This window comes from Pseudoalteromonas sp. S3785 (assembly GCF_005887365.1).
Taxonomy (GTDB): domain Bacteria; phylum Pseudomonadota; class Gammaproteobacteria; order Enterobacterales; family Alteromonadaceae; genus Pseudoalteromonas.
Genome location: NZ_PNCT01000014.1, coordinates 12,947 through 34,256 on the forward strand (window position 1 = coordinate 12,947; position 21,310 = coordinate 34,256).

Consider the following 21,310-nt stretch of genomic DNA (forward strand, 5'->3'; position numbering starts at 1 on the left):
TTAGAAGTAAGCGATTAGTGAGTTTTTTCAAACTCATCTACTTCACGCTCTGCTTCTTCTTTAGATTTACCGTACTGCTGCTGGATTTTACCCACTAGCTCTGTACGGCTACCTTCAATTTTGTCTAAATCGTCGTCAGTAAGATCGCCCCATTTTTGTTGTGCCTTACCTTTAAGTTCGTTCCAATTACCTTTCATACGATCGCTGTTCATAAGTTTCTCCTTACTTAGATTTAATTAACGTTCACTATAAAAGGAGCAAGGCGTGTACCAATAAGTTAAATTTAAATTTTATAATTATAATCAAGGTGTTATGTTTTTATTGGGGCAGTAGAAGTTAATATAGCGCGCATGTTCTTAAAAAATGTACAGAGCGGTTTGTAATTATTTCTGATTATGATGCTTTTTTATAACCACTCAGCTTTAGCGGCGCGTTTATTTTTGGTTTTTGTTACAATGCATACAAAGCAATTTTGGGTAAATAGCAGTGCTGCCGGTTCAAAACATATATCAACAACTTGTAACTACATTACAAACTAACCCTATAACGTTATTACAAGCACCACCTGGTGCAGGTAAATCAACCTGGTTACCGCTACAACTTATGCGCGACGGCCATTTTAAACGTATTGTAATGCTGGAACCGCGCCGCTTAGCTGCACGTAATATTGCCAATTACTTAGCACAGTGCCAAAACGAAAAAGTGGGGCAAAGTGTTGGTTTACGAGTACGTGGCGAGAGTAAAGTAAGTAGTAATACGCGCCTTGAAATAGTCACTGAGGGCATGCTTACACGCATGCTACAAAATGACCCCGAATTAAGCGACATTGATTTACTGATTTTTGATGAATTTCATGAGCGCTCAATTGCAGCCGATACCTCACTGGCCTTTGCTTTAGAGACCCAAAGTGCGCTGCGTGAAGACTTAACCATACTGCTTATGTCGGCCACCCTTGATACCGAGCGCTACACACAGTTTTTTGATTGCCCTGTTATTCAATCAAGTGGGCGAAGCTATCCCATAGATGAAGTATACGTACCCATAAAAGATGAAAGCCGCTGGCTTGATGCTATTCCCGCTTTAATAAAACAAGCACTAAGTGAGCAAAGCGGCAGTGCGCTAGTGTTTTTACCTGGGCAATTTGAAATATTACGTGTGCAGCAAGCGCTTAATGATTTACCAAGTGATTGCTTAGTTGCCACATTATTTGGCGAGCAAGATAAAGCTAATCAGCAAGCGGCGATTGCCCCTGCGCCTGAGGGCATGCGAAAAGTGGTGCTTACCACCAATGTAGCCGAAACCAGCTTAACTATTGAAGGCATACGTATTGTTATTGATAGCGGTAAACGCCGCGCTGCAACGTTTAACTTAAAAACAGGCGTAACGGAGCTTACAACACAAAGTATATCGCGTTCCTCTGCCGTGCAGCGCGCAGGGCGTGCAGGGCGAATAGAACCAGGTGTAGTTTATAGGCTTGGTTCAAAACAAACCTTTGAGCGACGCAATAGCCACGATAACCCCGAAATACTCACCTCAGATATAAGCCAACTTATGCTTGAAGCAAAACAGTGGGGCGCAAATATTAGCGAACTCACCTTGCTTGATACGCCAACAACGCAGCAATGCACACAAGCAATGAGCTTACTAACTATGCTTGAAGCCATCGATGGCAAAGGCAAGCTAACCAAGTTGGGCAGCAACATGCTGGGTTTTGGGGCGGATATTCGCTTAGCGCATATGCTTTTAAAAGCGCAGGCGCTTGAGACAAAGCTCCCTGGTATTTATCGCTTAGCACTTTATTTAGTAGCGCTGCTTGAGAGCAGAATAAACACCGCCAACGAGCTAAGTTTAGCGCTACACAGCCTGCAGCAAAGACCGCACCCAGTATTTAAACAGCAGTTAAAATACTGGCAAAGCCGCTTAAAAGTAACCGACAGTAACAGCGAGCTAAACACCGAGTATTTAGGTTTGCTGGTGGCATTAGCTTACCCCGATCGCATTGCAAAAAAACGTGGTAATGGTTACTTACTTGCCAATGGAGCGGGCGCTGATTTAAACACCGATTACTGGCATAACGATGACTACCTGGCTATTGCAAGCATGGGCGGTTATAAAGGCACGCGTATTTTTGCAGCCACCGCGCTTAGCCCATTTGAGCTACAAGATTACTTACCGCACTTGTTTACTACGCTTACCCGCTGTGAGTTTGATGAAAAAACCGCACGCTTTATCCATCAAGACGAAGTAAAGCTTGGCGCTATTACCCTTGCAAGCCAACCTAGCAAGCAAAAGCTTGATAAAACAGAGCGCGCTAAAGCGTGGCTTAATTTATTTGCTAAACACGGCTTTGCATTATTTAATGAACAACCCGATGCGCAGCAATTATTAATACGCATGAGTTTAGCCAGTCAATTTATGCCCGATACGTTCCCGGCAATAAGCGAGCAGCAACTTATCGAAACAGCTGAAGATTGGTTAGGCGTATATTTACAAGATATAAAAACACTCGAGCAGCTTAAAAAGTTTAACTATTTTGAAGCACTGCAAAATTGTTTTGACTGGACTCAGCAAACAGCCCTAAAAACACTGTTACCGCTTAGGTTAACGGTACCGAGTGGCTCAAATATAAAAATTAATTACCAACTAGATGGCCCCGCAAAACTTAGCGTGCGCATGCAAGAAGTGTATGGTTTAACCAGTACGCCTATGCTTGCCAATGGCAAGCTGCCACTGCTTATGGAGTTACTATCGCCGGGTAAGCGCTCTTTACAACTTACACAAGATCTTGCGCACTTTTGGGCTACCAGTTACCGCGATGTACAAAAAGAAATGAAAGGACGTTATCCCAAGCATTTTTGGCCAGACGACCCAGCCAATAGCGTGGCAACTAATAGAGTGAAAAGCAAAATGTAGGTGTTAGTTACATAATGTTATTTGTTTGATTATTGAACGTTCTAAGGTAATGTACCTATAAAACACTTTTAGCTACAGGGAATAGTCAATGAGGTTACTTTTAACATTAGGTATGGTATTGGTTATTAGCTTTTCAGCCCGAGCTGAAGAGTCATTTGATTTAAAAACATTTGCGCAGCATTACTACAAAACCATGACCGCCACGCAAGCCCCTAATGCAGGAGTTAAAGAGCTTGAAACTTACCTTGCTTTATTAACAGACGATGTAGGCAGCCAGCATATACCATATCAAATAGATGACTCTCGCACTGCTGATGGTAAAAAACAAATGCGCAAAGGGATGAGTTTTTATTTAGGCGCGCATACCCACTATAAAAGTGAGTTACTCAATACCTTTATATTTAACAATAGCGGTTTTGCGATTCGTTATAAAAACCACGCTAAAGGTATTCACCCACAAAGCAAACAGCCAATAGAGTACACATCAGTAATGATGGAAGTAATAGAGGTTGAGAATGGTAAAGTGGCGATGATCCGCAAATACCACGAATAACTTTATTGGTTAAACCTCTTTGCCGCCGTGTTGCTCTGCTAAGTCATCAAGCTCTGCAGAGGTGTAATCAAACCCGCTTTCATCATACTCGTAAGTAACTTTTACACTGTCGCCACCATTAAATAAGCGTGTTTTAACTTGGTTTACGGGCCAATCTTTTAGTACATGCACAAAACGGTTGGCAACTTGCGAGGATTCAAAACGGTAGCGAATTTCTGTTTTCATAAAAAAGGCTCTGTCATTATATGGCTTAGCTAAAAGTGAGTAGTAAAGTTACACATTTAATGCATTACCACCTCTCATGGTCTTTAGTATACCTTTAATCAATAGGCTGATATAAGCCCGTAACACAGTATGTAAAGCAAAAATTTACCCAAAACCGCTATAAGTGGCTCGCTATTGAAGTAAATAATAATTGTTGACCCAGCTTTTTATCTAAAAAGTTAAAACATCTTTATTTCTGCATAATCCTAGTATTGAATTTACACATTAATAACTTTTTCACTAAATTACCTACCTAAAGCGCCAAGTTAAAATATTAAGCTGTTGTAAGTAAAGTTTTTAATACACTTGATAGATGTGGATGATTGACCCATTACTTAATATTTAACGTATTGAATCACCTTATTAAATAGTGACTTTAAAATAAGGCTTTTGTTCTAAAAAATAAAACTATTTAAAAATTTAAACAAAAACTAAACATTTAGGTTGATTGTTAGTTATTTGTAATTAGAATAGTCGCTATTACAAATAAGAATGATTCACATACAATATTAGGATTCAACATGATTTTGCGTAAATCTCTCCTTGCTAGTGCAGTAATTACTGCAACTTTGGGTTTAACTGCGTGTGGTGGCTCAAGCTCGAACGATAGCGATGAAACACCGACCACACCAACAGTGACTAATTCGGCACCTACTGCAATTAGCTTATCAACATCAGCTGTAACAGAAGATGTAGTTGGTGCAGTTGTCGGTACTTTAAGTGCCACCGATGACGATGAAACAGGTATGGTATTTACGCTAGCTGATGATGAGCAGTATTTTGAAATTAACGACAGCAATGAATTAACGCTTAAAAGCGCATTAGCGCTTAATGCTGAGCAAGTAGAAACCTTAGATGTAACAGTTACCGCAACCGATGCCGGTGAGTTAAGCTTTACGCAAACATTGAGCGTATCTGTAACAGATATTGAAGCGCAAGATGGCGTAAATGTTTACGAATTTGCTTCAACAGTCGATACAAGCAATTCGGCTGTAAGTTACACAGGGCAAGTGGCTCGCCATGCGCTTTCGGCGCAAATTAAAGCCTACATAGGTTTATTAGATGTAGATTACATCGAAAGTAATGGCTTGACAGGCGATTCAGTAAAAGCGCAGCTAATGGCGTATTGGAGTGATTACGAAGCCGTAAAAGATAATAGCTTTTTGTTTGTTGATGGCAGCACAACGCTACAGCAATCATTTGCTGAAATTTCAAGTTCAGGTAAATCGTTAACGGGTAAAGTTGCCGGTAACGATGCATCAAAAATGGAAGAAGAGTGGCTAACAGAAGGCACATTTGAAGGGTGGAGTGACTTTGGTACTCAAGCTAAAACACCTGAAGGCCTTATTTTTCATTACTTTGATTTATTAGCGGCTAATGTAGGTGCAATAGCAAGCGGCACACAATCTGAAGATATAAACGGTAACGACATTACAGCAGCTTATATTACAACAAGTGGCCTAGATTTAAATCAGCTTATTCAAAAACATACATTAGGTGCGTTAATGTTCTCGCAAGGTACAGATGACTACCTAGATGAAGGGCTTGAAGAAGATAACACCGATGCAGCAGCCGCTGGCACTAATTACAGCACTTTAGAGCATCAATATGATGAAGGTTTTGGTTACTTTGGCGCTGCTCGTCATTACTTAGAATTTAGCGACGACGCTATTGCTGATGGTAGTGCAAACGCAGATGTTGATGGCGATGGAAAAATAGATTTAGCCAGTGAGTACAACTGGGGTAATTCAGTCAATGCCGCTAAACGAGATAACGGTGCAACAGTTGCGACTGACTTTAGCAGCGCAGCAATGACGGCATTTATAGCGGGTCGTAAAATTATTAACGATGCAGCACCAAGCGCATTAACTGATGAGCAAAAAACGCAGTTATTAGCACAGCGCGATATTGCTGTTGCTAATTGGGAAAATGCAATTGCAGCGACTGTTGTTCATTACATTAACGATACATTAGCAGACATTGATACAGTGCAAGGTACAGAGGCAAGCGCTGAAGATTTTACTAACTTAGCTAAGCACTTTAGTGAAATGAAAGGTTTTGCACTGAATTTTCAATTTAACCCATTTTCACCTTTTTACAGCGACGATAACGCAGGTAAATTTGCCGAGCTACATACGTTACTAGGTGAGGCGCCACAGTTAACAGATGCCTACAAAGCACAGTTAGTTGAAGCGCGTGATTTGATGCAACAAGTATACGGCTTTGATGCACAAAACGTTGAAAACTGGTAATTACCACCTGTTTTAGCACCAAGGAAGGTCAGCCCACGGGCTGGCCTTTTGACGTTTAATTTTCGAAGTTTTTAGGGTTGAAATAATGATCAATTATGCAAAAAAAGGGGTCGTAGTTGCAGCAGCTGTTTTAACACTTAGTGGCTGTGGTGAAAGTAGCTCAAGTAGCACGGGCAGTGATTTTCAAGGTAGTGATAGCGGGCAAACTACTACGCCAGTGGTGACAGAGTTTGATGAAGCACAACTGGTTGCTAACTTAGTCGACAATGTAATAACACCTACGTTTGTTTTGTTTAATCAACAAGCACAACTACAAACGCAAGCAGTAGCCAATTACTGTCAAGCCGAATTGCAAAGCGTTCAAGAAAGCTCTGAAGAGGCCATAGCACTGCGTACTCAGGCACAGCAAGCATGGCTTGATACCATGGCGGGCTGGCAGCAAGCCGAAATGATGCAAATGGGGCCATTACTTGATAACTCAGGCCAATTACGCAATCAAATATACTCTTGGCCTACGTTTAGCCGATGTGGGATAGACCAAGATGTGGTGTATAACCAAGACGGGGTAATAAACCAAGATCAAAATCGCCCGTATGATATTAACGAAAGAACAGCAACACGTAGGGGCTTATTTGCACTTCAGCACGTGTTGTTCAACGAGCAATTAGATCATCACTGTAGTGTTGCTAACGAGGCGTTGGCTGATTGGAATAACCGTACTGATCTGGCGCGTCGCCAGGCTCGATGTGAGTTTGCGGTGGTGGCAAGTGAAGATGTTTTAAACTCCTCAGCACAATTATTACAAGCTTGGCAAGGTGATAACGGTTTTGCGAATGAGTTAAAAAATACAGGAGACAGTGGTGGGCGCTTTAGCACTACTCATGAAGCACTTAACCATATTAGCGATGCGCTGTTTTACATCGATACACTCGTAAAAGATAAAAAATTAGCAGAGCCAATTGGAATTTTTTCAAATTCGTGTGGTACATCAGCATGCCCTGAAGATGTAGAAAGCCTAGATGCAAAAAGTTCTTTAGATAATATTCGTAACAATTTAACCGCGTTTGAAGCGTTAATAATAGGTAATTTAGAAGGCGCAGAGGCGGGTACTGGTTTTGACGACTTTTTAGATGCAGAGCAAGCACAGGCAACAAAAACGCGCTTAATAGAAGGCATTGCAGCACTAAAGACTACACTTAGCCAAATTGATAGCTCGTTAGCAGATTTACTCATAAGTAATGAGCAACAAGTACGTGATGTGCATGGCGAGGTTAAAGTACTTACTGATGAACTTAAAAATGACTTTATCAATGAATTAGCACTTGAGCTACCTACTACTTCTGCAGGCGATAACGACTAAGGGCAACAATGAAATACAATAAACTTACAATTGCATTGCTTATGGCCGTAAGTTGCCAAGCAGTTGCAGAGCAACAAAGCGACATAGAGCATATTCAAATTATTAGCCACAATGACAAGCTACGTACCGAGGCGGGATCTGCCACTTTAATTGGTGAAGCGCAGCTTGAACAATTTGAATTTGATGATATTCACCGTATTTTATCGCAGGTTCCTGGCGTAAATATACGTGAAGAAGATGGCTTTGGGCTAAGGCCTAATATTGGTTTTAGGGGCGTAACCCCCGAGCGTAGTAAAAAAATCACGATATTAGAAGATGGTGTTTTAATTGGCCCTGCGCCGTATTCTGCTCCCGCGGCTTATTATTTTCCGCTAACTACACGCATGACTGCGGTTGAGGTATTTAAAGGCCCAGCAGCCATACATTATGGCCCACAAACGGTGGCAGGTACGCTTAATTTAGTGTCGCGCCAAGTGCCAGATGATGCCAGTGGTATGCTTGATGTATCAGCAGGGTCTGATGGTTATAAAAAAGCGCACGCGTATTATGGTAACCGCGAAGGGCAGTTTGGCTTTTTAGTTGAAGGAGTACACCTAGAAAGTGACGGATTTAAAGAGCTTGATGGCGGGCAAGACACCGGCTTTGAAAAAGATGACCTATTAGTTAAATTAGATTACAAACTCGATGGTGAGCAGTTTAAGCAACGTTTTGAGTTAAAACTAGCGTACTCAGATGAGCTTTCAAATGAGACTTATCTTGGTTTAACAGAGGATGATTATAGCGAAAACCCATACCGTCGTTATGCAGCTAGTGGCCCTGCCAATATGGACACGAAGCATACGCAAGTTATGTTTACTCATCAGTTGAGCACTGACAATTTTGCACTGACTACCCGAGCGTATCGTAATGACTTTGAGCGTGCTTGGTTAAAGCTTAACTCAGTTACTAACAGCAGTGGCAGTTTGTCAGATATTTTAGCCGACCCAACGCGTTTTGAGCGTGAATATAGCGTTATTAGTGGTCAAGCTGATTCGGTTCAAAATGGCGAAAGCAATGTGTTTTTGACCATGGGCACTAACGACAGAGCCTTTTTCTCTCAGGGGATTCAGTTTGATGGCGATTGGCAAGTGGCGGCATTTGGGCTTGATCATTCTCTCTCATTTGGGGTTCGCTTTCATCAAGATGAAATAGAGCGTGACCACTTCGAAGATACCTACGCTATGGTTAACTCGGTTAACACCCGCACAGATACTGCAAGTGTATTTACAACGCAAAATACGGAGTCTACCGACGCATGGTCTGTTTATATTGAAGACAAAGTGACGTTCGATAAGTTAACACTCGGTGTAGGCGTGCGCGGTGAGTTAATGGATATGTCGTATCAGAATGATTCGCCGGGGCAAGAAAACGATTGGCAAAATAAATCGAGCCGAATTTGGCTACCTGGCTTAAGTGGTTTTTATCAGTTATCTGAAAACGCAGGGTTATTATTTGGTGTGCACCAAGGCTTTGTGCCATCAAGTCCATCGAGCCCAGTGCGTGAAGGGGATGATGAATTTGAAAAAAGCGTAAACTATGAATTTGGTGGCCGTTATAACGATGGTAATCGCCAAATTGAGGTGGTTAGCTTTTTTAACGATTACTCAAATTTAGTTGAAAGCTGCGGACAATCAAATTGTGGAATTGCAAACGAATTTGACCGTGAATTTAGCGGTGGTGAGGTGGATGTGTGGGGCGTTGAGTCTCAATTTGCACAAACCTTCTCACTAAACGAAAGTATCGATATTCCTGTGCGTTTAACGTATACCTATACGCAAAGCGAATTTAAAGAAGAGCTATTTAGTGAGTTTACGCAGTGGGGGCACATACGCCCAGGTGATCACTTACCATATTTGCCCAATCACCAGGCTGCACTTAGCTTAGGGCTTGCACATAACGATTGGTCTGTAGATGTATTAATAAAATACACTTCAGATATGCCAGAGGCTGCGGGTGTTGCTTATTCAGCGGGCGAAATTGGCAATACAACAGGCAACGACTTTGCTATGCCATTAGCCGGTGTTGATGTGCCATCAACTACGGTTGTTGATATTGCAGCACGCTACGAGCTTGATCAATATGGGCATATTTACGCAAAGGTAGATAACCTGTTTGACCAAGATAATATTGTTAGTCGTCGCCCATATGGTGCACGTCCTGGTAAGCCTCGCAGTGTTGCTGTAGGTTATAAATACCAATTTTAAGAGGTAAGTAATGCTCGAGACTTTATGGCAAACACTGCTGCAAACGCCTAATTATTTGTTTGATGCCAATAAACGCATATTTATTGGCTATAGCATTGCGGCGTTAGTTATTGCTATGTTGCTGTATTTCTCGGGCCGCGCCCAACAAAAAAAGCGCACTTGGCGTGGGCTGGGGCGTTATTTATTTAGTAAGCGTATTTGGCTTAGTAAAAGCGCCAAGCTTGACTATCAATTGCTAATTATAAATCGTTTACTCAAAGCCGCGCTATGGGTGCCTATAGTGCTAACTATGGTACCTGTGGCGATTGGCGTAAGCGATGCCTTGCAATGGCTTTTTGGAGAGCGTGCTGTATGGCAACTGCCAAGTACTGTGGTGCTAATAATATTTACTGTACTGCTTTTTATATTTGATGATTTGACCCGCTTTTTATTACATTTAGCACTGCATAAGGTGCCGTTTTTGTGGCATTTTCATAAAGTGCATCATAGTGCGTTAGTGCTCACCCCAATGACTATTTATCGCAGCCACCCGTTTGAAAGCTATTTATATGCGTGTCGAATGGCGTTAGCGCAAGGTTTTGTGGTGGGCGTTTGTGTGTATTGCTTTGGCCGAAACTTAACTATGCTAGATATTTTTGGTGCTAATGTATTTGTATTTGCCTTTAATGCGTTAGGCGCTAATTTACGCCACTCTCATGTATGGTGGAGCTTTGGTAAAAAAATAGAAAATTGGTTTATTAGCCCAGCTCAGCATCAAATTCATCACAGTGATAACCCAAAGCACTTTGACCGTAACTTAGGCTCTGCTTTAGCCATTTGGGATAGAGCTTGTGGCACGCTAATAAAAGCGCATCAAGTAGGTAAAATTACTGTGGGCGTAGGCAATAAAGACCGTGGCCACAACAGTGTAATAGATGCGTATTGGCGGCCAATTTACGAGAACCTACAAACGCCTTGGCAGCGTGTGACTAAAGCCGCTAATAAGGTGAATGTTTATAACAAAAAAAAGCCCATCATTGAGGTTAATATTAACGATAAAACAGTTAAATAGCGCTCGGTTACAAAAAATAAAGGGTTAAGTTGTAAATTTTGTGTTTCAATAATCGCATCAAACTCGGTACATACACGCGTACCTTCTTAAATTTACGATGACGATTTAACATGTATTACAAATCAGTTTTATTGGCAAGTAGTGCCTTATTACTCAGCGCCTGTGGTGGTTCTGGCGGCGATGATACGCCCACCGTTAATTCAAATAAAGTACCTACCTTGTCCGTATCCAACATTCCTGGCGAATTAAAAAAAGGACAAACCATTGAGCTAACTGCAACAGCAAGCGATGAGGATGGCACTATAAGCAGTGTGATTTGGCAACAAACTGCAGGCATAACGTTATTGAGTGAGCCACTAGAAGCGTTAAGTACCCGCCTTACAATACCTGCTGCACAAAGTTATGCACCCATAACATATTCATTTAGTGTAACAGCCACTGATAACGAAGGGGCTACAAGCACTCAAACCGTTACATTTGTAGCTAAAAATAGCATGGATATGCACAGTGCTGCTAGGTTATTACATCAAGCCAGTATGGGCCCAACGCTTGCTGAAATAAATAATGCTCAGGGTTTAAGTGAGCAACAATGGCTCGATAACCAAATAGCACAGCCAATTGGCTACCACCACGACTACCTTGTCACACTTGAAGATGATGAAGACTTTAAATACATAAGCCGTATAGATGCATGGTGGAAAGCGGTGCTACACAGTGACGATCAGCTGCGTCAGCGCGTTGCATTTGCACTAAGTGAAATATTAGTTGTATCGGATGAAAATAGCGATTTACGTGCGCAACCACAGGGCATGGTTACTTATTACGATTTATTACTCAAACATGCATTTGGCAACTTTAGAGAGTTACTCGAAGAGGTAACGCTTTCGCCCATTATGGGCACTTATTTAAGCCATTTAGGTAACGAAAAAGAAGACGAAGCACTCAATATTCGCCCTGACGAAAACTACGCCCGCGAGGTCATGCAATTATTTACTATAGGGCTTGATGAGTTAAACCTTGATGGCAGTGCTAAGCTAGATGCAAACGGCAATAGCATAGCAACTTACGGGCAGGCGCAAATACAAGGGTTTGCGCGTGTATTTACAGGCTGGACATTTGCAGACAGTGAGACTTTTAAACGCGTAAGTCGTGATTATATTAACCCTATGCAAGCTTATAGTGAGTACCATTCGAGCAAAGAAAAAGTCCTGTTAAATGGTGAGGTTATACCGCCTGGTTATGGGCCAGAGGAGTCGCTAAAAATAGCCCTCGATAATTTGTTTAATCACGATAATGTAGCGCCATTTATTTCTAAGCAGCTTATTCAGCGGTTAATTACCTCAAACCCGACTGCGCAATATGTAGAGCGCGTTGCTCGTGTGTTTAATGACAATGGAAGCGGTGTACGAGGCGATTTAGCCGCAGTTGTTAAAGCGATTTATTTAGATGATGAAGCGCGCCATTTTGGCAGCGTACTTAGCTATCAAGGTAAAATTAAAGAACCGCTTTTAAAAACCGTACAGTTTTGGCGAAACCTTAATGCTAAGTCACTACAAGGGTATTATAAAACGTGGAACCTGGTTGACAGCTACGGACAAGGCCCAATGCAGTCAGCGTCTGTATTTAATTTTTTCAGACCAGATTACCAAAGTGCGACTTTGCGCTCCCAAGGGCTTGTCGCCCCCGAATTACAAATAGCTAACGATGCGACTTTAATAGGCACAATGAACGCTCTATTTGCAAGTTTAGTTTGGAGTACCGCTGAAGCGCATACCGATTTAAACCCAGCCGGTATTTATGTCTATGTACAAAGCGATATGGATTACTTGGCGCAAAATGGCATTAATGCACTGATAGAACAATATAATACCTTGTATTTTGCCGGCAATATGAGCGCTGATACTAAGCAAGCCTTGCTTGATTTAGATGCCTACTTTAATGAGGAGCAGTACCGTGTAAGGGTTTCGTACTTGTTATACATGATTGCTATTTCACCAGAATTTAACGTGCAGTATTAGGAGCGCATAATGAGCATTAATAGAAGGCAATTTTTATCATTATGTTTAAAAGGCGGGGTATCGGCAGCCGCTTTAACCAGTTTACAGCTACAGGCGCTAACGGGCGCAACTAATGCAATAGAACTTGGTGATTATAAAGCCCTAGTGTGTGTGTTTTTATACGGCGGAAACGACTCACTTAATATGTTGCTACCCCTTGAGGGAGAGCAGCGTAGTTTATATGAGCAAAGTCGGCAAAACCTCGCAGTAGAAAATCCTTTGTCGCTAAGTGTTAGTTCGCAATTTGCAGGTGGTGTGGGCATCCACCCTTCACTTGCGCCTTTACAGAGTGTGTTTGAGTCGGATGATTTAGCCTTTATTGGCGGCGTAGGCACTTTGCTTACTCCCACCACATTAGCTGACTATAAAAATAACGCAGTACCTTTACCTAAGCATTTGTTTTCACATAACGATCAGCAAGCCTCATGGATGTACGGCCGAGAAAAAGCCTCTTTAAACAGTGGGTGGGGCGCACGTATGCTCGAACGGTTAGCTGTGCATGACGAGTTTGCGGCAAATATCTCTCTCGATGGCACAAACTTATGGCAAACAGGCACAAATAGCAGTGCTTTTGCGCTTAACAAAAGTGGTATAAGTACGATTAACGCCTTTGGTGGTTATCAGCCGCGTACTGAGCACGTTACTAATATAATGAATCGTGTGTTAGGCAATGCAAGCCATGTGCTTGGGCGTGAATATGCTACTGGCTTAAATAGTGCAATTACCAATACGCAAACTATGAACAGTGCGCTAGAACAAGCACCTGATCTAATTACTTCTTTTAGTGATACTAGCTTGAGTGAGCAATTAGCTGCGGTGGCTAAAACGATTAGTGTGCAGTCGTCGTTAAGTACTCAGCGCCAAGTGTTTTTTGTCTCTATGGGGGGATTTGATACCCATGATGATCAGCTTACGGCACACCCTGCGTTGTTAAATACGCTAGCTCAAGGGCTCAGCGAGTTTAACAGTGCCATAAAAGAGCTAAACATGAATGATAAAGTTACCACATTTACTATGTCGGACTTTGGCCGCACGCTCACCTCAAATGGAGATGGCACTGATCATGGCTGGGCGGGTAATCAAATTGTAATGGGTGGTGCGGTAAAAGGACGTAATATTTATGGTGAGCTACTTACTCAGCAATTAGAGGGCGAATACGATACCGGCGGTGGGCGGTTAATTCCGCAAGTGGCTAACGAGCAGTACTTTGCAACGCTCGCGCAATGGTTTGGTGTGCCTGTTTCAGAGCTGGTTGATATTTTTCCTAATTTAAGTCACTTTAATAGCGAAACCTTGGACTTTTTTGTGTAAAGATACTGATATGTTAACTGCAGCGCTTACAGCGAGTTGGTATCTATAATCAGTGACGTTGGCTGTTGATTGTAATCTAAACCCCGTGTTAGGCAGTATAATGTACTGGTTTCAAATACTTAAAATTAAAGATCACACATGATAAAGGAATCATAATAATGAAAATTTTAGTGAGCTTAGTAAGTTTAATCGCCTTTTTACTCGTTTTACTGCCTGGGCCTTTGTATAAGTATGGGGTTGTTGAGCTCAGTACTGCGTTTGCAGGTTTTAGGTTTGGTGTGTATGTAGGTGGCGCTGTATTAGTGCTGCTTGTTATACAAGTTATTTTTATGCGTAAAACGCTTAGCATGGGCAGCACTTTAATGGCAGTGGTGTTTGCAGCCATCGCGATTGCAATGCCACTGAGCATGATGAGTAAAGCTAAAAGCGTACCAGCGATCCATGATATTTCGACCGATTTAATTAACCCACCAAAATTTGTGGCAATTGTACCGTTGCGAGCGGATGCTAAAAACCCAGCTGAATACGCAGGAGAAGAAACAGCCAGGCAGCAACGCAAGGCTTACCCTGAGCTAAAAACACTAAATTATGCACAATCAAAAACAGACTTATTAGCTGCTACAGAACAAGCGGTTAAAAATTTAGGGTTTGAGCTTGTTAATGTTAATGCGGCTACGGGTATTGTAGAGGCAACGGATACCACCACATGGTTTGGTTTTAAAGATGATGTAGTTGTGCGTATCAATGACGAAGGCAGCCAGCGCTTTGTCGATATACGCAGTAAGTCACGCGTGGGGCGAAGCGATTTAGGGAAAAATGCTGAGCGTATACATTCACTCATTGATGAGATAAATACGTTACTGGATAAGTAACCAACATTTAAGTTAAAAAAGCCCAACCTTGTTGGGCTTTTTTGGTCAGGGTGCATTCACAGCGCCGGCGTTAGTGTAAACCACATCAAAGTGCATACCGGTTTTATTTTTAGAGCCAGCCCTCATGGGATTAGTTTTAAAATAAAGCACTTAAATAAGCGAAAAGGTAGACGACTTAAATTTTTACAGACTATGGAGTTGTTATGAAAACAGTAGGATATGCAGCAAAAAGCGAAGGTGCGCAACTAGGTGAATATACTTTTGAGCGCCGCGATTTACGCGATAACGATGTAGAAATTGAAATTTTATATTGTGGCGTATGCCACTCTGATTTACATGCAGTGCGCAATGACTGGGGCGGAAGCCGTTACCCGTTAGTCCCTGGGCACGAAATTGTAGGTAAAGTAAAAGCCATTGGCAGCGCTGTTAAAAAATATGAAAAAGGTGACACGGTAGCGGTAGGTTGCATGGTTGATTCATGCCAAAGCTGCAAACAGTGTGATAACGGCGAAGAGCAATTTTGCCAAGAAGGCATGGTAGGCACATACGCAGGTAAAGATAGAGTAACCGGCGAGATGACCCAAGGTGGCTATTCTAAACATATTGTTGTTCGTGAAGAATTTGTACTATCAGTCCCTGAAAACCTAGAGCTTTCGCGCGTTGCCCCTTTATTATGTGCAGGTATCACTACTTACTCTCCATTACATAAGTGGGGCGTTACAAAAGGCAGCCATGTTGCCGTTGTAGGGCTTGGTGGCTTAGGTCACATGGCTGTTAAAAATGCCGTAGCCATGGGCGCGAGTGTAACTGTGGTTGGGCGAAGTGAGTCTAAAAAAGATGACGCAGTAAAACTTGGCGCGCAGCATTATTTAGTGTCGACTGACGAAGATGCAATGAAAGCGTCGCAGTCGGCTTTTGATATTATTATTGACACCGTACCTGTTAAGCACGATTTGTCTATTTACACACCCTTATTAGACATAGATGGGACGCTAGTTATTGTTGGGCAAGTTGGCCCCGTAGAAGAGCTAAACACTGTGCCTCTTTTAATGGGTCGCCGCCGCATCGCAGGCTCACTAATTGGTGGGATAGAAGAAACCCAGCAGATGCTAGATTTCTGCGGCAAAAATAACGTATTGCCAGAGTGCGAAATGATTAATATTGACCAAATAAACACCGCGTATGAGCGAATGGAAAAATCAGACGTACGCTATCGTTTTGTTATTGATATGGCGTCGTTAGAGGCCCAGTAAGGTGGGTGATTAAATACCCTTATTAAAGTAAAAGAGCGGCTAATTGTATTAGCTGCTCTTTTTATATGCTTAACACGTTTGTGCTGCGGGTTGTTGTTTATTAAGTTGCAAGTAGCTTAAAAACCACATTACCAAGCCGCCTAGAAACAACGCAGCTGCAACATAACCCGTTTGATTAGGTGCTGCACCTTGTGCAATAACAGCCCCGCCGACCCAAGGGCCAATAGCATTTGCGGTGTTAAATGCGCATTGTACTAATGCGCCAATCATTGCATGGCCCTCTGGGGCGACATCCATTAATAAAGATTGAATAAGCGTTGCCAAACCCACACTGCAACCAATAAAAAATATAACCACATAAAGCATCCATATATTGTAACTTGCGCTAACGTAGGCAATAGCAAATACGATAGTGCACACCAGTGCAAGGCCTGTGGTTTTAATGGCCGATTTATCGGCCGCTTTGCCTAATAGGTAATTACCTAACGTACAACCAATACCAAACATCACCATGGCGATAGAAATAGTGTAAGGGGCTGTTTTAGTTACATCTAAAATGGTATCGGCAATGTAAGTATAAATACAAAACACGCCGCCAAAGCCAATAATTACAATACCTAAAATAGACCACACCAGTTTATTTTTAAGTACGCCAAACTCGTTAAGTAAGTTAGATGGCTTAGCGTTATCAATATTTGGCACTACTTTGTATACAAATATAAACGCAATAAACGCTAAAACGGCAGCGCCCCCTAAGCAATACCGCCAGCTTAGGTTTTGCCCCACCAAGGTAACAATAGGCACGCCAACAATGGTTGCAATGGTCAAGCCCATAAATACTTTTGACATAAAGCTTGCGCGTTTACCCGAAGGGGCAATATCGGAGGCAAGCAAAATAGCAGCACCAAAGTAAGCACCGTGAGGTAAGCCACTTAAAAACCGAAAAACAACAAGCTGCTCTAGTGAAGTTGCTAATGCACTCAAACCATTAGAAATACACATTAGGCTTAAAAAAATCAGCAAAGCTTTGCGTTTTCGCATGTTGGCCGTTGTAAGCATTAATACCGGTGCGCCAACTACAACGCCAATCGCATAGGCGCTAATGGCATAGCCACTTTGCGAAGGGGTTGAGCCAAACGTTTCACTGATAAGCGGCAGCATAGGCATCATTGAAAACTCTGATAACCCTAAAATAAATGTACCTAGCGCTAACACTAATAAAATAGCCGCTTTGTTTAACTGATTAGATGCCGACGCAACATCTGAACTCATAGAAGATCCCTCAACTTTGATTTTAAAATAACGAATAGCCACACGTTAACTGTGTGGGGAGTAAACATATATTAGGTGTGGAGTGTGTCAGTGAGATGGCTATTTTAAGTTAAAAAGTGTACTGCGTCATGTATAAAAATAGTATTTTTGGCTTGTTTTACTTTTGTTAACTACTGAAAAATGATAGCTATGGTGTTAATTTATAAAAAGATAATGCAGAGCAGCAAATTAGTAAGCGATTATTTGCTCGCAGAATAGCTAAAAAACACTTATATTTACAAAGTTGTTACATTTATTGCCAGCTAACATATTATTTTTATATTTGCTTGTTATTGTCGCTCTAATATTAGTCTCTAAAGGTTTTAACACATGTTTGGTCTACGAAAAGATAACGCTAAAGTTGATGAATTGGAACGTCAACTCAATGAAAGTAAATCAGTACTATCCGCTATTTATAAGCATGTAGCGTATATTGAATTTACACCTGAGGGAAAAATTTTAGATGCTAACGAACTTTTTTTAGACACCATAGGTTACAAAAGAGAGGAAATAATTGGCAAGCATCACCGTATGTTTTGTGACTCTGACTATGCTAATTCAAATGAGTACAGCCAATTTTGGCAATCGCTGCAAGGTGCAAACTCAGCGAGTGGTGCTTTTATGCGCTTTAACGCTAATGGTGAAAAACTATGGCTAGAGGCTACGTATTTTCCTGTTGAAGTAAACGGGGTGGTTACTAAGGTTATTAAAATAGCGTCGGATATTACAAAAAATTATGTACAGCGAAAATCTCAAGAAGCGCTCACCGAAGCACTTGATAAGGCACTGGCCACAATTGAATTTAACCCTGATGGCACCATTATTAAAGCTAATCAAAACTTTTTATCTACAGTGGGCTATTCACTTGCAGAAATAGTGGGTAAGCACCACAAAATGTTTTGTACTGACTCTTTTTATCAAAATAATCCTCGGTTTTGGGAGGAGCTAAGCGAGGGACAGTTTAAATCGGGTAAGTTTAAGCGCATAACCTCTAACGGGGATGAAATTTGGTTAGAGGCAACCTACAATCCTATTTTAGATAACAAAGGCAACGTAATAAAAGTCGTGAAGTTTGCCTCTAATATAACTGAACGGATAAAAGAAAACGAAGCTGTAAGTGACGCTGCAAAAATTGCACACGAGTCAGCCGTATCGAGTGCGCAAACGGCCAAAAGAGGGTCTGAGATATTACACGATGCGATTGCAAACTCCGATGCAATTGTAAGCCAAGTGCTTAAATCGGTTGATTTAATTAAAAATCTGAATGAACAATCGGCGGTTATCGGGTCTATTGTTTCGACCATAAGCAGTATTGCCGATCAAACTAATCTATTGGCGCTCAATGCCGCTATTGAGGCTGCACGGGCGGGTGAGTACGGCCGCGGCTTTGCCGTTGTGGCCGACGAGGTTAGGCAGCTTGCTGCAAGCACCAGTAGTTCTACCAACGAAATTGCTACTGTGGTTAAAAATAACCAAGAATTGACTAACGATATTTCAAAACAAATTACCTCGGTGTCTGATTCCTCAGAGCAGGGTCGTGAGCTTGTAGCAAAAGTATCTGAAGTAATACAAGAAATAGAACGAGGCGCTGATGCTGTCTCTGCCACAGTGTCTAGACTTAACGTGAGTTAAGTTGCAGTAATTTGTTAAACTGCGACATTTTGTCGCGCTATAATCCTATAAGTACATTATATAATTTATGCCATATATAACAGTGGCATAAATTATAAATGGCTTATATCAAACGTATACAACACACTTATTTACTCTCTCCTTTAGCACTATTAATTAGCGGCTTTTTATCGCCTGTGGTGCTCGCTGATGATAATGACTTAGAAGTTATTGAAGTTCACGGACATACACAAAATAAGCACTTATCACTTGGCTCATCAGAGGCAATGCTTAGTCACTTAGGTGTTGATTTTTCGGCTGCGGGCGGAGTGTCTAACTTACCTATTTTAAATGGTTTAATGGGCGATAGGGTAAAAGTACTTGTAGATGGAGCGGATTTAACAGCTGCCTGTGCTAATCAAATGAATCCGCCGCTTTCTTATATTTCTGCCAATCAAGTTGCGGCCTATAAGGTTGTTGCTGGTGTCTCGCCAGTAAGTGCAGGTGGCGATAACATTGCAGGTGTAATAAGTGTGAATTCTATTTCACCACAATACAGCGAAACGAGCGAGTTAGCATGGCACTCCGGTTATGTGTCGGCTAAATACAGTAGTGTTGATAATGGCCGAAAGTTAGGTGTTGGCGCTCGTATAGCCAGTGATACATTAAGCTTTGATTACCAAGGCGCGTTTAGTGATGCCAACAGCTACGAAGATGGCAAGGGTAACAAAGTACTTGATACATTATACCGCGCTCAAAATCACAGTTTAACGGGCGCGATACGCGATGAAAAACAACAACTGGTTGTAAAGCTTACGCATCAAAAAATACCGTTCCAAGGTTTTGCTAATCAGTACATGGATATGACTGACAATACCAGCTATGGCGCTATTGCCCAATATAAGCGCAGCTTTGAAAACAGTGAGCTGCAAGGGCAGGTCAATTGGCATAGTGTAAAGCACGAAATGGGCTTTTTTAGTAAAGAAAAAACCGGCATGATGCCCATGAAAACAGATGCAAAAGATATAAGTACGCAGCTTAAATGGCGTCTTACACTTGATAAAAATAGCTCATTACTGCTCGGGCAGGAATATTATAACTACCGCATTGATGATTGGTGGCCGGCGATTGAAGGCTCAACCATGATGGGGCCAAATGATTATATAAATATTAATAATGGGAAGCGTGAGCGTATTGCCTTATTTGCAGAGTATGAAAGCCAAATTAATAATAAGCTTTGGTTAAATACGGGAGTGAGGGTTGAGCGTGTTAATACGCAAGTTGATGAAGTGCAGGCCTATAACGATGGCATGAGTATGATGGATATGGGTAGCATGAGCACAATGAGCACTGCTAATAATGCGCTAGCTGCAAATGACTTTAATAATGCCGATAGAGACAAAACCGACACTTTAGTTGATGTAAATGTACTCACTAATTACCAAATTACACTTTATGACGAGCTCCAATTAGGCCTTGCACGCAAAAATCGCGCACCCAATTTATATGAGCGCTACAGCTGGGGTGTAAGTAATATGGCAAGTACTATGATTGGCTGGTACGGCGATGCTAATGGTTATATAGGTAACCCAAACCTTAACGCCGAAACCGCCCATACCATTAGTGCAACGTATTCAAAAACAGCTAAAGATGATGCGTGGCGTGTAAGTGCTAATGTGTGGTACACCGATATAAACGACTACATTGATGCAAATATTGTTCGTAATTTTAATAGTTATGGCTTAGCAAACACAACGCGCAATATTTTACAGTTCACTAATGTTGACGCCACATTGTATGGTGCAAAGCTTGATATAAGTAAGTCGATTTATCAATCAAAGCAGTTTGGCGAATGGCTGTTAAAAGCAAACGTTACAAGTACCCGTGGCAAGCGCGACGACACAAACCAACCGCTATATCAAATTAAGCCATTACATACAGAGTTAACATTAAGCCAGCAAATAGGGGGATTTGAAAATACGCTGTCGTGGGAGTGGGTTGATTCAAAATCACGCGTTGATGTTAACCGCCTTGAAAACCAAACAAGTAGCTATAATTTAGTGAATTTGTCCTCTAAAGCCACCTTTAATGCATTAACGCTAAGTGCTGAGGTAACTAACTTATTTGATGAGTTTTACGAGTTGCCATTAGGGGGAGTAAGCATCGCTGCACTAAAACAAAATAATAGCGCGGGCTTTACCCAATTAGCGGGGCAGGGGCGCTCATTTAATATAAGCGCAAGTTATGCTTTTTAGACGT

At 41.7% G+C, this 21,310-nt stretch carries 15 protein-coding genes; 12 read left to right on the forward strand and 3 right to left on the reverse strand.

Translation table 11 applies throughout. The annotated features are described in order from the left end of the window. Positions 1–14: 14 nt before the first annotated feature. Positions 15–212 carry a CsbD family protein gene (locus tag CWC17_RS04510; RefSeq protein ID WP_002958133.1) on the reverse strand — a complete coding sequence of 66 codons (198 nt, stop codon included), beginning with the start codon at positions 210–212 and terminating at the stop codon, positions 15–17. 274 nt (positions 213–486) lie between these two features. Here CWC17_RS04510 and hrpB point away from each other — a divergent pair, with 274 nt between their 5' ends. Both hrpB and CWC17_RS04520 read left to right on the forward strand, forming a co-directional pair. Further along, on the forward strand, positions 487–2,913 hold the full coding sequence (gene hrpB, locus CWC17_RS04515; RefSeq protein WP_138612191.1) for an ATP-dependent helicase HrpB: 2,427 nt from the start codon (positions 487–489) through the stop codon (positions 2,911–2,913). An 88-nt stretch (positions 2,914–3,001) separates the two neighbouring features. Continuing rightward, on the forward strand, positions 3,002–3,466 hold the full coding sequence (locus CWC17_RS04520; RefSeq protein ID WP_138612192.1) for a nuclear transport factor 2-like protein: 465 nt from the start codon (positions 3,002–3,004) through the stop codon (positions 3,464–3,466). Positions 3,467–3,475: 9 nt separating this feature from the next. Here CWC17_RS04520 and CWC17_RS04525 read toward each other — a convergent pair whose 3' ends face one another. After that, the gene (locus CWC17_RS04525) at positions 3,476–3,691 is read right to left on the reverse strand and encodes a hypothetical protein (protein WP_138540644.1); all 216 of its coding nucleotides are present in this window, start codon (positions 3,689–3,691) and stop codon (positions 3,476–3,478) included. Positions 3,692–4,251: 560 nt separating this feature from the next. On the opposite strand from CWC17_RS04525, the gene CWC17_RS04530 reads away from it, so the two are divergent. From CWC17_RS04530 to CWC17_RS04565, 8 genes are all read left to right on the forward strand, one after another. Beyond that, positions 4,252–5,982 (forward strand): DUF4856 domain-containing protein, encoded by a 1,731-nt coding sequence (locus CWC17_RS04530; protein WP_138612193.1) that lies wholly within the window; start codon positions 4,252–4,254, stop codon positions 5,980–5,982. Positions 5,983–6,067: 85 nt separating this feature from the next. Next, entirely contained in the window at positions 6,068–7,342 is a 1,275-nt protein-coding gene (locus tag CWC17_RS04535; RefSeq protein ID WP_138540646.1) for an imelysin family protein, read from the forward strand. 8 nt (positions 7,343–7,350) lie between these two features. Beyond that, positions 7,351–9,585 (forward strand): TonB-dependent receptor family protein, encoded by a 2,235-nt coding sequence (locus CWC17_RS04540; RefSeq protein WP_138612194.1) that lies wholly within the window; start codon positions 7,351–7,353, stop codon positions 9,583–9,585. Between the two features lie 10 nt (positions 9,586–9,595). Continuing rightward, the gene (locus tag CWC17_RS04545; RefSeq protein ID WP_138612195.1) at positions 9,596–10,636 is read left to right on the forward strand and encodes a sterol desaturase family protein; all 1,041 of its coding nucleotides are present in this window, start codon (positions 9,596–9,598) and stop codon (positions 10,634–10,636) included. Positions 10,637–10,746: 110 nt separating this feature from the next. Then, positions 10,747–12,654 (forward strand): DUF1800 domain-containing protein, encoded by a 1,908-nt coding sequence (locus tag CWC17_RS04550; RefSeq protein WP_138612196.1) that lies wholly within the window; start codon positions 10,747–10,749, stop codon positions 12,652–12,654. A 9-nt stretch (positions 12,655–12,663) separates the two neighbouring features. Then, positions 12,664–14,004 (forward strand): DUF1501 domain-containing protein, encoded by a 1,341-nt coding sequence (locus CWC17_RS04555; RefSeq protein WP_138612197.1) that lies wholly within the window; start codon positions 12,664–12,666, stop codon positions 14,002–14,004. 158 nt (positions 14,005–14,162) lie between these two features. Then, positions 14,163–14,876 carry a DUF1499 domain-containing protein gene (locus tag CWC17_RS04560; protein ID WP_138612198.1) on the forward strand — a complete coding sequence of 238 codons (714 nt, stop codon included), beginning with the start codon at positions 14,163–14,165 and terminating at the stop codon, positions 14,874–14,876. A 203-nt stretch (positions 14,877–15,079) separates the two neighbouring features. Continuing rightward, complete coding sequence (locus CWC17_RS04565; RefSeq protein WP_138612199.1) at positions 15,080–16,129, forward strand: NAD(P)-dependent alcohol dehydrogenase; 1,050 nt, start codon at positions 15,080–15,082, stop codon at positions 16,127–16,129. A gap of 69 nt (positions 16,130–16,198) precedes the next feature. Here the strand turns inward: CWC17_RS04565 and CWC17_RS04570 are convergent, their stop codons facing one another. Further along, entirely contained in the window at positions 16,199–17,401 is a 1,203-nt protein-coding gene (locus CWC17_RS04570) for an MFS transporter (RefSeq protein ID WP_138612200.1), read from the reverse strand. A 369-nt stretch (positions 17,402–17,770) separates the two neighbouring features. Between CWC17_RS04570 and CWC17_RS19730 the strand changes: the two genes are divergently transcribed. Both CWC17_RS19730 and CWC17_RS04580 read left to right on the forward strand, forming a co-directional pair. After that, positions 17,771–19,072 (forward strand): methyl-accepting chemotaxis protein, encoded by a 1,302-nt coding sequence (locus CWC17_RS19730; RefSeq protein WP_138612201.1) that lies wholly within the window; start codon positions 17,771–17,773, stop codon positions 19,070–19,072. Between the two features lie 98 nt (positions 19,073–19,170). Then, positions 19,171–21,306 carry a TonB-dependent receptor gene (locus CWC17_RS04580; protein ID WP_138612202.1) on the forward strand — a complete coding sequence of 712 codons (2,136 nt, stop codon included), beginning with the start codon at positions 19,171–19,173 and terminating at the stop codon, positions 21,304–21,306. The last annotated feature ends 4 nt before the right edge of the window (positions 21,307–21,310 follow it).